This is a genomic window from Haliea alexandrii (genome assembly GCF_003719295.1).
Taxonomy (GTDB): domain Bacteria; phylum Pseudomonadota; class Gammaproteobacteria; order Pseudomonadales; family Halieaceae; genus Haliea; species Haliea alexandrii.
The window spans coordinates 22591-35544 of record NZ_RFLW01000002.1 but is presented as its reverse complement, the minus strand read 5'-3'; the positions used below and the strand labels follow the sequence as shown (position 1 = coordinate 35544).

Here is a 12954-nt window from a genome sequence, read left to right as displayed (position 1 = left end):
AGCACCATTTACGGAGCCCGTTATGCTGACCGTTCACCACCTCAACAACTCCCGCTCACAACGTGTGCTCTGGCTGCTGGAAGAGCTGGAGTTGCCCTACAAGGTTGTGCACTACACGCGCGACCCGGAAACCAACCTCGCGCCGCCGGCCCTGGAAGCGCTGCACCCGCTGGGCAAGTCGCCCCTGCTTGCTGATGGCGAGCAGATAATCATGGAGTCGGGCGCCATTATCGACTACATCCTGCGCCGGCACGGTAACGGCCGCCTGCTGCCCGCCCCCGGCAGCGCTGCGCACGAAGACTATCTGCAATGGCTGCACTACGTTGAAGGCAGCGCCATGCTGCCGCTCATGCTACGCATGTACACCTCACGGTTGCCCGATCAGGGCGCAGCGCTGCAGCCCCGTATCACCGATGAACTGAATCGCCATCTGGGCTATATCGACAGCGCGCTCGAAGGCAACAGCTGGCTGGTCGGGGACAGCTTTTCCGGCGCCGATGTGCAGATGTCGTTTGTCGCCGAGGTTGCGCCATTACTGCACACACTGGACCCGTTCCCCAACCTGGCGGCTTTCCGCAACCGCATTCATGCGCGGCCCGCCTACCGCCGCGCGCTGGAGCAAGGCGGCGCCTACGCTTTCGGCCCGGCTTCCTGAGCCCCGGAGGCGGGCCGGCGCCTGCGGCCTGCCTCAATCGCGTCGAGGTGCATACGGCGGTTTTCTCGACCTCACGGCGGCAAACGGCTATCCTTGCGCGCCTGTGAAACTTGCGCCCCAGGGCGAATAGGACCGACAGTGGAACTGGTTGTTTTTGATCTCGACGGTACGTTGCTCAACAGCGAATCGGGCATCAGTGCGTACACCCGCGATACACTGGCGATGCTGACGGAACGGCACATCGCCTACACCGTGGCGACCGGGCGCACCCTGCACGCATCTCGCAACATCATTGATGGCCATGGCTTTGCACTCCCGCAGATCTATAAAAACGGTGCCATGATCTGGTGCCCTAAGGCCACCGATTATAGCCACACCAGCTTTCTCACCCAGAGCGAAATCCAGCACGTGCTGGAAGCGGTTATGGCGCAGGACGTCACACCTTTCATCTTCACCCTCGCCCCCGGCAACTACCACGCGATTTACCATACCCCACTGCGCAACGACGTGGAAAGACGGCTGTCGGAGACCTTTGCAGAACGCTCGGAAGTGGACGTGTTACCGGTAGAGCGCATGCCCGCCGACGCGGACATCACCAACATCAGCGCGCTGGGTCCACCGGCCCGCATCCAGGCCATCGCCAACATGGTCGAGGCTGAGGCCAATCTGGTGGCCTACAGCGGCGATGCACTGGAGGGGGCAGCGCTGAGCTGGATTGATATTCACCACAGCGATGCGAGCAAGGGCAACGCCGTGGAAGTGTTGAAGCGTGAACTGGGTATAGAGCGGGTGCTGTGCTTTGGTGACAGCGACAACGACCTCAGCATGTTTGCCCTGGCCGATGAATGCTATGCACCGGACAACGCCAAACCCTACGTGAAGGCCGCCGCGAGCGCGGTTATCGGCCACCACAACGAGGACGGCATTGCCCGCTTCCTGCGCGAGCGCTTCGGCCTGCCTGCCTAGCGGCGGGTCAGGCCTGCGGGACCTCAGGGAGCGCTGTTAGCGGGCGGGAATGAGCCCAGCACCAGATTGGCTGCTTCATCGTACTTGCTTTGCTCGCGCCCGAGCTCTCCCTTGAGCCGGGACGTTGTCACACTGCGCCAAACCGACCGCTGCTGCTCGGGATCGATCATGTCCACCACGAATGTGCCTTGGGTGTACTCGTGCACAGACACTTCGGTGCGGCTGGACATGCAGGACCAGCAGCTGTACATGCTGTAGGTGTTGTAGCGATAGAAGCCGGGGCCGTACATGCCCATGGTCGTGGCGGAAGGCACCTCGTAGCTGCGCACATCCATTTTGTCTTCAGTCACCAGGTGCCAGCTCAGCAGCAGGTCAGCTTCCTCTACGCTGTTCACCAGGGTGAAACCCCGCGCAGTAAGCGCGCTTCTCAGTCCGCTCTCGATACGGTCGCGCGTCATGTCACTCATTTTCAGCGGATCCTCGCCCGGAGCGGTTTCAGCCGCGCGATACAGCGCGACTGTCTTCACGGCGTCAAAGTCGTACGCGGCGTTGTAGTCCACCGATGGGGTTGGCGGCGCACTGGCGCAGGCGGCCAGCAGAACAATAGCGACCGAGGCCAGGGAAATGTGAATACGTGAGCGAAGCGACGATGTAGCCATGAGAGAACCTGTGTTTTTCGGATAACGAAGCCGGATTGTAGCGCCTGCGTGGCGGGAGTTATAGCGCCAATTTACGCACAGACTGCCGGCTACCGCGAACTGGGCGCAAAGCGCACTGCCCGTAACCACTTCAGCTCGCCCGGTGTGCGCGCTATCATGCGCTGACGCAAAGGGAGAAACATAATGATCAGAATCGTCCCTGCCGTGTTGATGGTGCTGAGTGCAGGCATCAGCCACGCCACCGACATCCGGGTTGTCGACCATGAGGGAGCAGCGGTATCCACGGCCATGGTCACGGCCAGCCCACTTGAAGCACCGCCCGCGGACTTAAGCGACAATGGCTACCCGCCCCACGGTGTCACCAACACGGCGGCGGTGACCGTTACCCGCTTCACCAATGCACAGGGCGTTGCCACGCTGCCGGAGGCCGACAGTGCGCGGCTGGTTCGCGTACGCGCGCAGGGCTTCGTGGATGCCACCACAAGCGCCGACACCGACACTGCCAGTGCAACCGTCGTGCTGCAAAAGATGACGCCGGAGCAGCACATCGCCAGCTTCCCGTCCAATGTCTGGCTGTCGCAGCTCACGTTCGGCGGTGATGCCGAGTTGAAGAAGACCTTTCAGCTCAACTGTGCGTTCTGCCACCAGCAGGCCTCGCCCTTCATGCGTAACGAACGCACCGTAGAGCAGTGGCTGGCGGTATTCGCGCGCATGAACAGCTATGGCGCGCGACTGCCCGCCGAGGACCATCAGGCAATCGCCGAGCACCTGCAACGCGAGCTGCGGACACTGCGCGAGCAACCGCAGACCGTGCCGGAACCGCGTGCCTGGGACGCGTTCCTTGCCGAAGTCAGCATGACAGAGTGGCCCATCGGCGATGGCTTCTCGCAGATGCACGACTTTCTGCTGCACCCCAACGGCATGATCTATGTGGGTGACAATCTGTTCGACCGTCTTTACGAGGTTGACCCGGAGAGCGGCGAATACACGGTGTACAAAGTCCCCCACCGCGCGGACGATAAAGTCGGCGGCATTCTCGGTAACCGCTTCACCGTGTTCCCGAAAATGGACAACTACATGGGCGTGCATTCCTTTGCGGTGTCACCGCGGGATGGCAACATCTTTATCACCCCGTCCATGCAACAGGCGCTGCTGGAGTTCAACCCCACCACCAAGGCCTTCACTATCCACGAGATGGAGGAAGGCTACTACCCGCACACCATTCGCATTGATGAGCAGGACCGGGTGTGGTTTACCCTGGCACTGTCCTCCCAGGTGGCAAAGTTCGAACGCACGAACGGCGAGTTCACGCTGTATGACCTGCCGGCGCGCAGTATCAAAGAATGGCTGGTGCTGAAGTCCCTGCCGCTGTTGTTCAGCATTGATCCGGAAAACCGTCCGCAACCGGCACCGGACCGCGAGGGCACCGGTTTACCCATGCCCTATGGCATTGACGTGGCACCCGACGGACGCATCTGGGTTGCCCGACTGTACGCCAACGACCTGGCCGTGATCGACCCGGCGACCGATGAAGTGCGCATGATTGATTTCCCCTACGCGGGCCCTCGCCGCCTGCGCGCGGATGCCGAGGGCAACCTCTGGATCGTGGCGTTCCAGGACTCACTGCTGGTCAAGTATGCGCCAGAGAGCGGCGAGTTCAGTGACTACCCCCTGCCCGTACGCAATGAAATCCCCTACGCCCTGAACGTCGATCGCGACCGTGGCGTGGTGTGGGTGAACGGCAACCAGTCCGATACCCTGCTCAGCTTTGACATCGCCACCGAGGACTGGCGCGTCTACCCCATGCCCCGCCAACGCTTTTTTACCCGCGATGTCGAGGTGTCCGAAAAGGACGGTGCGGTGTACACCAGCAACTCCCACTTCCCCAGCTGGCAGACCGAAGGTGGCCAGCCGACCCTGCTGCGCATTACGCCGCCGACTCCGTGAAACACAGCGGCGTGCTTGCACTCAGCGCGGGCCTGTGGCTCTGGCTTGCAGCGCTCTCCGGCGCGTCGCTGGCGAACGACTGGCCGGTCTACGGTGGCGATGACGGGGGGCGCCACTACAGCCCGGCCGATGACATCAACACCGGCAATGTGGCCGAGCTGAAAGTGGCGTGGACCTTCCGCAGCGGCGACAGCGCGCAGTACGGTGCGGACATGGCCAACACTTCCACCCAGGCCACGCCCATTCTGCTGCCGGAGGCGGCCGGTGCCAGCCTCGTTTACTGCACGCCATTCAACCGGGTAATCGCCCTGGACCCCGGCAACGGCACACAGCGCTGGAGCTTTGACCCGCAGATCAACCGCGGCGGCGACCGCCCCTTTCGCTGCCGGGGTGTGGCCTACGCCGAGGACACGCAAAGCCCTGCCAACGCACACTGCCGACACCGTTTATACCTGTCCACGCACGATCGCCACCTGTGGGCGCTGGACGCAAGGGATGGACAACCCTGCAGCGGGTTTGGCAATGGCGGCCGTGTTGCCCTCTACGGCGCGAGCAGGTATGCCCCTGGCGATGTGAGTAACTCTTCGGCGCCGGTCGTTGCGGCAGGCGTGGTCATCACCGGCTCCACCGTTATCGACTTTACCCGGGCGCATACGCCGCGCGGCGTGGTGCAGGCTCTGGACGCCCACGACGGTTCAGCCCGGTGGAGTTTCGATCCCTTGGTGGGCCACCCGGACAGTGGCAGCGCCAACGTCTGGGCACCGCTATCGGTGGATACCGAACACGCGCTGGTCTTCCTGCCCACCAGCTCGCCTTCCCCGGACTACTACGGTGTGGGGCGCCCGGGCGACAATCGCTATGCCAACAGCATCGTGGCGCTGGACCTGAATACCGGTGAGCTGCGCTGGCACTTCCAGCATGTGCGCCACGACCTCTGGGACTACGATACGCCAGCCCAACCCATCCTGTTCAACTGGCAGCGCGACGGTGACAATATTCCGGCGCTGGTGCAGCTGACCAAACAGGGTCTGGTGTTCATCCTCAACCGGCTTACCGGTGAGTCGCTGTGGGAGATCACCGAGCAACCCATTCCACCGTCCCAGGTTCCCGGCGAGCAGGCGGCCCTCACGCAGCCCAAACCCATCGCGCCGCCGCCACTGCTGGACTCCTTCCTCATGCCGCATGACGCCTGGGGCCTCACGCCAGTGGATCGGGCGGACTGCCGCCGGCAACTGGAAAACCTGCACAACCTGGGCCTGTTCACACCGATCAGCGAAACCCCCACGTTAATGTACCCGGGCAGCCTGGGCGGGCCCAACTGGGGTGGTGGTGCGCTGCTCGATGAGCGCGGCGTGCTGTTGGTGAACGTCAACAACGTGGCCTTCAGCGGGCGCCTGGTACCACTTGGCGAGCAACCCGCCGCCGGTAACGGCCCGCCTGCGGCCGGCAAACAGTTTCGCGTGGTCATGGAGGGCACACCCTATGCCGCGGAACTGGGTAGCCTGCAGTCTTTCCTCGGTTTGCCCTGCAACCCCCCGCCCTGGGGCAAACTGATCGCCGTTGACCTCTACGCCGGCCGCCTTCTGTGGGAAACAGCGCTGGGCTCCGTACACGAAATGGGGCCCATAACAGCGCCTTTCCACATTGAGTGGGGGACCCCCAACCTGGGGGGTGGCATTGCAACCGCAGGCGGGCTGTTCTTTATCGCTGCCACCATGGATCGCCAGTTTCGCGCCTTTGACGTGAACACGGGCGCCACCCTCTGGCGCTACACGCTGCCCGTGGATGCCACCGCCACACCCATGACCTACCGCTACCGCGGGCGCCAGTACGTGGTCGTCAACGCCGGCGGTCATCACATGTTCAACCGCGGCAGCGGCGACTACCTTTACGCTTTCGGACTTCCCCCATGAAAAAACGCTTTTGGTTGCCCCTGCTGTTGCTGCTGCCCCTGGGCTACTGGCTTGCCAGTGAGGGCTTTTTTCGCGACCCCGTGCAGGCCGGCGAGGCCTGGGTGATGCGCCACGCAGACAAGCTGCCGCTGGCCTGGTTCGGCGGCAGGCTCTACGACGCGCACTGCGCGGGCTGCCACGATAATCCGGCGATGAAGGCACCCACGCGCCAGGCGCTGGGCAACCAGTCCCGCGAGGCGATTCTGGTCGCCCTGGAGTTCGGCAAGATGCAGCCCATGGCCGCACACCTGAGCCAGCAGGAGCGTCGCCTGATCGCTCTGCACCTCACGGACTCCGCCGAAGGCGTGTACGACTGGCTGGCGGATGCCGCCTGTGAAAGCCCTCTCGCTGGCGGTGCAACCCGGCTGGGCAACTGGGGCCTTGGGCCCCACAACCGGCGCTTTGTCGGCAACGCCGAGGCCGGCATCAACCGCGACAACGTCGACTCACTGGAACTCGCCTGGACCCTGGCCCTGCCGCGCGTTACCGACATGCGCTCACAGCCGGCACTGATTGGCGACACCCTGTACCTGGGCGATCGCGCCGGCATGCTCTATGCGCTCGACCGCCACAGTGGCTGCATCCATCGGCACCGGGAAGTGATGGCAGGTGTGCGCTCGGCGATCACGGTGGCAGACGGCCCCGACGGAGCACCGTTGCTGGTGTTCGCCGACTCGCTGGCCACTGTGTTCGCACTGGACCCCAACACCCTGGAAACCGTGTGGCAAACCCCGGCCAAGCTGTTCGAGAGCTCCGTGGTTACCGGCTCCATCAGCCACCATGCGGGACGCTTGTACGTACCGGTTTCGTCCTATGAGGTCGCAGTAGCGGGTGGCCCCGGCCACGCCTGCTGCCGGTCACACGGTGGCGTTATCGCACTGGACGCCAGCACCGGCGAGCAAGTCTGGGCCTGGCATGCAACACCGGATGCCACGCTGCAGGGCCAGCGGGCGGATGGCAGCGCATGGTACGGCCCCTCGGGCGCCTCCGTGTGGACCACGCCGGCGATTGACGCCGCACGCAACCGCCTGTACATCGGCACCGGGCAAAACCTGTCGCGACCGGCAACCGACACCAGCGACGCCGTCATTGCGCTTGACCTCGACAGCGGGGAAGCGGTGTGGCGCTTTCAAGCCACCGCAGACGACGTGTGGAATGCGGCCTGCCAGAACGACGGCGTGAATTGCCCCAGCCAGCCGGGGCCCGACTTCGACTTCGGTGCCTCCATCATCATCAGCGATGCTGCCGATGGCCGCCAGCTGCTGCTCGCGGGCCAGAAATCCGGCATGGTGCACGCGCTTGACCCCGATGCCAACGGTGCACTGGTCTGGCAAACCCGCGTGAGCCAGGGCAGCACCAACGGCGGTGTGCATTGGGGCATGGGGCTTGCCGGCAAGCGACTGATTGTGCCCATCGCCGACCCGGAGCGCGACATGCCGGGTTATACGCCCGCACCCGGGCTCTACGCGCTGGACGCCACCAGCGGCAACCTACTCTGGGAACACCCGGTTACCCGGGATTGCGACTTTCCCATGGAACACGCTCCGCTGGTGGGTCTGGCTCAGGTACGGGCCGGCGGCGGCCAGCCCCTCGAGGAACAATACCGCTGCTCCTACTACTACGGCCTGTCGGCTGCAACCACGGTGACACCGCAACTGGCCTTCAGTGGCGGTCTCGACGGCCGCATGCGCGCGTTTGATATTCGCAATGGCAGGGTGCTGTGGGAAGCCGCAACCGCCGTGCCCTTCCGCGGCAACAACGGCGTGGACGGCCATGGCGGCGCCATCGACGTGAGCGGGCAAGTGGTGAACGACGGCTGGCTCTACGTGCTGTCGGGTTACAGCATGTTCGGCCAGCTGCCGGGTAATGTGCTGCTGGCGTACCGCGTTACACGCTAGCTGCTTTCTCACGCGGAGAAAGCAGCCAGGCCAGGGCGGGCAGGAACAAGAGCGCGCCGATCATATTCCAGAAAAACATGAACGTGAGCATCAGGCCCATATCGGCCTGGAACTTGATCGGTGAGAACATCCAGGTACCCACGCCCACGGCCAGGGTCAGGCCGGTAAAGGCGACCGCGGTACCGCTGGACTTCAAGGCGTAGAAGTAGGCGTTTTCCAGCGTCTCCCCGCTGCGCAGATAACGCTGCAGTGAAGAGTAGATGTAGATGCCGTAGTCCACCCCGATACCCACGCCCAGGGCGATAACCGGCAAGGTCGCCACTTTCACCCCAATCCCCAGCGCAGCCATCAGCGCCTGCCCCAGCACCGAGGTGAGCATCAGCGGCACGATGATGCAGGTGGTGATACGCAGTGAGCGGAAGTTGATCAGGCACAGCACAATCACCACACCGTAAACCCAGAGCAGCATTTTGGTCTGCGCCTCGCGGATCACAATATTGGTGGCCGCCTCGACCCCGGCATTGCCCGCTGCCAACTCGAACTGCAGCGTCTCGCTGTTGTGCTCATCGGCAAACTCGGTTACCGCCGCCACCACACCGTCCAGCGTATCCGCCTTGTGGTCATCCAGGAACAGGATGACCGGGGCCATGGAGCAATTGGTATTGCGCAGCATGTTCGGCGCGCTGCTCAGGGAGTTATTGAGAATATAACGGTTGCGGCTGGTCTCATGCCACTTGGGGCTACCCTCGTTCATGCCCTGGATAGAGAGTTTCGACACATCCACCAGCGACATGGCCGACTGCACGCCGGGCACCGTTTCCATCACGCCCTGAAAATAATTCACGGCTGAAATGAACTCGTAACTGCCACACTGCTGCTCGCCGGTGCTCGCCATCACCACGAACACATCAGTACTGGTGCTGTAGTTTGCCGTGAGGAAGGCGTTGTCCTTGTTGTAGCGCGAGTCCGGGCGCAGCTCCGGCGCACCCGGGTCCAGGTCACCGATCTTCTGGAACTGCCCGTAGTAGAGACCGCCCGCAAACAGCAGTGTGCACACCCCCAGCACCGTCAACGCCGGGCCACGGCGCGTGACCCGCGACAGCAGACGCCAGTGCGCAAACCGGCTGTTTTCCTTGGTGGCGCGGTAACTCACACAACGGTCAGAGATACCGGTGTAGGTGAGCACCAGCGGCAACAACAACAGGTTGGTCAGTATCAGCACCGCGATGCCGGTGGCGGCAACAATCGCCAGCTCCTGAATGACGGGGATGTCGATGACCCGCAGGGTGAAGAAGCCCACACCGTCACTGAGCAGGGCAACAAAACCGGGCTTGGACAGACGTATAAACGTGAGCCGGGCCGCCTCGATGCGCGAGGTCTTGAAATAGATGAAGGTGCCGAAACGGTTAATGATCTGTACCGAGTGGCTCACACCCACTGCAAACACCAGAAACGGCACCAGCATGGAATACGGGTCCAGCCCCATGCCCATGAGTTTCAGCAGCCCCATCTGCCACACCACGGCCACCGTGGAGCACAGCAACGCCGCGGAGGTCAGCCAGCCGCAGCGGGAATACAAAAACAGCATGACGGCCGTGATGGCAAATGCCACCAGGAAAAACAGCCCGACCAGGGTGGCGCCTTCAATCAGGTCGCCGATGAGCTTGGCAAAACCGGTAATGCGAATACGGATATCATCGGACTGGTACTTGTCGCGCACCATGTCCTCGAGGTCACGCGAGAACTGTGCGTAATCCAGACGCTCCCCGGTGTTCGGGTCGATTTCAATCAACGGGGCGACAATGATGGTGGACTGGAAGTCGTTGGCAACGATGCGCCCGATCTGCCCGGACTTGAGCACGTTCTCACGCAATTTCGCCAGCGTGCGCTCGCTGCCGTCATAGTCGTCCGGTATGACGGCGCCGCCAACGAAGCCCTCCTCTGTTACTTCCATCCAGCGCGTGTTCGGCGTCCACAGTGACTGCAGTGCGGCACGGTCCACGCCGTTCACGTAGAACACCTCGTCGGTGATCTGTTTCAGCAGGTCCTGAAACTCGGCGGTGAAGATATCCCCCTCTCGACTCTCGACGATGATACGCACCGAGTTTCCCAGGCCCTTCAATTCGTCCTGACGCTTGAGGAAGTTCTGGATGTAGGGGTGAGAGGTCGGCAGCATTTTTTCGAAGCTGGCATCCGGCTGCAGCTGGCTGGCCTGCCAGGCAAAAAAGGCCGTCGCTACCGCAAACAACAGAATCAGCGGCAGCCGGGCCCGCATGAGCAGCGTGCCCAGCAGGGGCCGCAGGCGACCGTCTTCAGGCTCGATCGTTGTACTTTCGTGATCAGTCACAGGGGTTTTGCCTCGCTCAAAGCCGTCAGGCCTTTCATGCCGACCAACCAGATTTCACCATTCGCCGCCTGCACTGCAGACGACAGGCTGGCACGTGAAGGGTGTCGCCAGGCTTGCCGGTTGCCCTCGGCGTCAATGGCCAATACCAGGCCACCCGACCCCACCATGAGCGCACGCCCATCGGTCAACGCCACACCACCGTAAAGACTGCTGCGCTCGTCGTTATCAAGCTCGCGCCAGCTGACGCCACCATCCGGTGACAGGAAAATATGGCCGCGCAAGCCAAAGGCGAACACCGCACCCTCGAGGTCAACGCTGCCGAACAGAGATCCGTCGTAAAGATCCTCAATACGTACCCAGCTTTGCCCCTTGTTGGTGGAATAGTAGAGCAGGCCCGCCTCGCCACTCAGATACAGGCGTCCATCGACACCCGTGGCCATGGCGTAGTAGTGGAAGCGGTCGGGGTTGGCCACCCCGTCGATGGCGATGCGCCAGTCGGCGCCGGCATTGTCCGTGCGGTACAGCATGCCGTAGGCGCCGACCGCGAACCCGGTATCGGCGTCAATGAAAAGCACATCCAGAAAGGGATCCGCCGGACCGGTCTCGATGGCGTCCGTAGCGTCGTCCACCGCGAACAGGGCATCATCGAGGGCATACTCAAGGGCGTCCTGCTGTTCCGGGTCCTCATTGGCCGCGACCATCTCTTCGAGCGCCACCACGCGGGACTCCGCCCACGCCAGGTACTGGCGGTTGGCGTCGCGTCCATCAAACTGCAGCGACCAGCTTTCTCCGGCGTCCGCCGTATGCAGGATGGCGCCGGCATGACCCACCGCCCAGCCGACATCGGGCTGCGGGAAGTGCAGCGACGTCAGAGTGGTACTGACCGGCACATCCGCCTGACGCCAGGTCTGACCGTGATCATCGCTGAGCACGATCACGCCCCGCTCACCCACAGCCACCAGCCGCTCACCGGCGCGTGCGATATCGAGTAGCTGTGCGTGTTGCGGGTCGTCCATACGCACTGCCGGCATGAACGCGAACTCAACCGCAGCTTGTGCGGGCAGGGCACACACCAGCAGGCCCAGCAGCCAGACGATGGGGCTCACACACCCCACCGCGCTTCCTCTGCAATGCACCGCGGGTTACCTAACGGCGACCGGCGCGGCGCAGTGCCGCCGGCGTGAAGTCCTCGAAGTCACCCACATAGTCGAAGTCGTACTGGTAACCACGCTCTTCGTTATCGAGGCCGATAACCACATAGCGCCCCGAGATCAGGTCGTGCAGGGATTCAGCCGCCAGCCAGGGCACGGCCACCTGGTAGTGCATGACCATATGGCCTTCCTTCATTTTCCACAGTTCTCCGCGGCCGTCGTAATGGTCAACCACGGCGATCTGCCAGGTGTCCTCGTCGACATAGAAGGTGCGGCGGGCGTAAATGTGGCGGGCGTCATCTTTCAAAGTCGCCTCGACGACCCACACGCGGTGCAGTTCGTAACGCAGATACTGCGGGTCCATGTGCCCGGGCTTGATGATGTCGGTGTAGACGAGGTCACCGCGGCGCAGCGCATAGGCGTTGTATGGAATGTAAAGCTCGCGCTTGCCCACCAGCTCCCAGTTATAGCGATCCGGGGCACCGTTGAACAGGTCGAGGTCGTCCGCGGTACGCAGGCCGTCAGAGGCTACACCCGGCCCGTCGTAGGCGATGTTGGGCGCGCGCCGCACGCGGCGCTGGCCGGCGTTGTAGACCCATGCAGAGCGTGGCTCTTTCACCTGGTCCACGTTCTCGTGTACCAGCAGTACGTCGCCTTCCAGGCGCGCTGGCGCGAGAATGCGTTGCAGGAACACGAACAGGCGGTTGGGGTTGGGGTTGTCAGGAAAGCGGTTGGCAAAAATCGCCTCTTCCTCGAACAGCACCGGCGCGAAGGCGCCATTGGCCTGCACCGGCGCCTGGATATAGCGCCGCTTCACACCCAGCGGGGTGCGGTAACGGGTGATGTGGTTCCAGATCACCTCAATACCCGTCTCGGGAATGGGGAACGGGACGTTGGCCTTGAAGTCCACCAGACCATTGCCACCGGCTACCAAGTCAGTTTTGGTGGCCCACTCCTTGATGAGCGAGTACTCGGTTTCCGGCAGGCGCGCACTGCGCCGCGTGGGATACACTGGCATCTGATAGGTGTCGGGGTAGCGCCGGAACATCGCGACCTGACCCGGCGACAGTTTGTCCGCGTACTGCTCGACGTTCTCCGCAGTGATCGTAAACAGCGGCTCGTCTGCGCTGAAAGGGTCCACCAGGCGTTCGCCCTCGGTGTAACCGGCGGGCAGATCCTGATAACCGCCCTCCCAGCGAGGAATGGTGCCGTCTGCATTGCCGGCGCGCTCGGCGCCCATCGGCGTCAGCTCATCGCTGCCGAGGCGCGCAGCCTGTTCAGGGCTGACCTTGGCCAGCGCGAGGCTGCCGCTCATACCGAGCAGCGACGCCAAACCCACGGCGATCAATCTCTTATTCATGTGTAACTCCTTTTATCGT

General features: G+C 63.0%; 9 protein-coding genes. 5 read left to right on the top strand and 4 right to left on the bottom strand.

Features of this window, described 5'->3' with window-relative positions:
* Nucleotides 1-22 precede the first annotated feature (22 nt).
* Both EGJ68_RS08405 and EGJ68_RS08400 read left to right on the top strand, forming a co-directional pair.
* Nucleotides 23-655: a glutathione S-transferase family protein gene (locus EGJ68_RS08405; protein ID WP_123034147.1), complete on the top strand. Its 633-nt coding sequence runs from the start codon at nucleotides 23-25 to the stop codon at nucleotides 653-655.
* A 138-nt stretch (nucleotides 656-793) separates the two neighbouring features.
* Entirely contained in the window at nucleotides 794-1621 is an 828-nt protein-coding gene (locus tag EGJ68_RS08400) for an HAD-IIB family hydrolase (RefSeq protein WP_123034146.1), read from the top strand.
* 23 nt (nucleotides 1622-1644) lie between these two features.
* On the opposite strand, the gene EGJ68_RS08395 is transcribed toward EGJ68_RS08400, so the two are convergent.
* Nucleotides 1645-2280: a DUF4136 domain-containing protein gene (locus EGJ68_RS08395; protein WP_123034145.1), complete on the bottom strand. Its 636-nt coding sequence runs from the start codon at nucleotides 2278-2280 to the stop codon at nucleotides 1645-1647.
* Nucleotides 2281-2463: 183 nt separating this feature from the next.
* Between EGJ68_RS08395 and EGJ68_RS08390 the strand changes: the two genes are divergently transcribed.
* Genes EGJ68_RS08390 through EGJ68_RS08380 form a run of 3 tightly spaced genes read left to right on the top strand, consistent with a single transcriptional unit; the run spans nucleotide 2464 to nucleotide 8077 of the window.
* Nucleotides 2464-4227 carry a lyase gene (locus EGJ68_RS08390; protein ID WP_123034144.1) on the top strand — a complete coding sequence of 588 codons (1764 nt, stop codon included), beginning with the start codon at nucleotides 2464-2466 and terminating at the stop codon, nucleotides 4225-4227.
* An 11-nt stretch (nucleotides 4228-4238) separates the two neighbouring features.
* Nucleotides 4239-6140, top strand: coding sequence for a pyrroloquinoline quinone-dependent dehydrogenase (locus tag EGJ68_RS08385; RefSeq protein WP_199227987.1), 1902 nt, complete (start codon nucleotides 4239-4241; stop codon nucleotides 6138-6140).
* Nucleotides 6137-8077 (top strand): outer membrane protein assembly factor BamB family protein, encoded by a 1941-nt coding sequence (locus EGJ68_RS08380; protein ID WP_123034143.1) that lies wholly within the window; start codon nucleotides 6137-6139, stop codon nucleotides 8075-8077. The genes EGJ68_RS08385 and EGJ68_RS08380 overlap by 4 nt, the downstream gene beginning before the upstream one ends.
* Here the strand turns inward: EGJ68_RS08380 and EGJ68_RS08375 are convergent.
* Genes EGJ68_RS08375 through EGJ68_RS08365 form a run of 3 tightly spaced genes read right to left on the bottom strand, consistent with a single transcriptional unit; the run spans nucleotide 8067 to nucleotide 12935 of the window.
* Nucleotides 8067-10424, bottom strand: coding sequence for an efflux RND transporter permease subunit (locus EGJ68_RS08375; RefSeq protein WP_199227986.1), 2358 nt, complete (start codon nucleotides 10422-10424; stop codon nucleotides 8067-8069). The genes EGJ68_RS08380 and EGJ68_RS08375 overlap by 11 nt on opposite strands.
* Complete coding sequence (locus tag EGJ68_RS08370; protein WP_199227985.1) at nucleotides 10421-11530, bottom strand: YCF48-related protein; 1110 nt, start codon at nucleotides 11528-11530, stop codon at nucleotides 10421-10423. The genes EGJ68_RS08375 and EGJ68_RS08370 overlap by 4 nt, the downstream gene beginning before the upstream one ends.
* 40 nt (nucleotides 11531-11570) lie before the next feature.
* Complete coding sequence (locus tag EGJ68_RS08365) at nucleotides 11571-12935, bottom strand: DUF1329 domain-containing protein (protein ID WP_123034142.1); 1365 nt, start codon at nucleotides 12933-12935, stop codon at nucleotides 11571-11573.
* Between the last annotated feature and the right edge of the window lie 19 nt (nucleotides 12936-12954).

Coding starts and splice junctions, on each gene's coding strand:
- EGJ68_RS08405 (WP_123034147.1), top strand. CDS start 23: ATGCTGACCGTTCACCACCTCAACAACTCCCGCTCACAACGTGTGCTC.
- EGJ68_RS08395 (WP_123034145.1), bottom strand. CDS start 2,280: ATGGCTACATCGTCGCTTCGCTCACGTATTCACATTTCCCTGGCCTCG.
- EGJ68_RS08380 (WP_123034143.1), top strand. CDS start 6,137: ATGAAAAAACGCTTTTGGTTGCCCCTGCTGTTGCTGCTGCCCCTGGGC.
- EGJ68_RS08365 (WP_123034142.1), bottom strand. CDS start 12,935: ATGAATAAGAGATTGATCGCCGTGGGTTTGGCGTCGCTGCTCGGTATG.
- EGJ68_RS08390 (WP_123034144.1), top strand. CDS start 2,464: ATGATCAGAATCGTCCCTGCCGTGTTGATGGTGCTGAGTGCAGGCATC.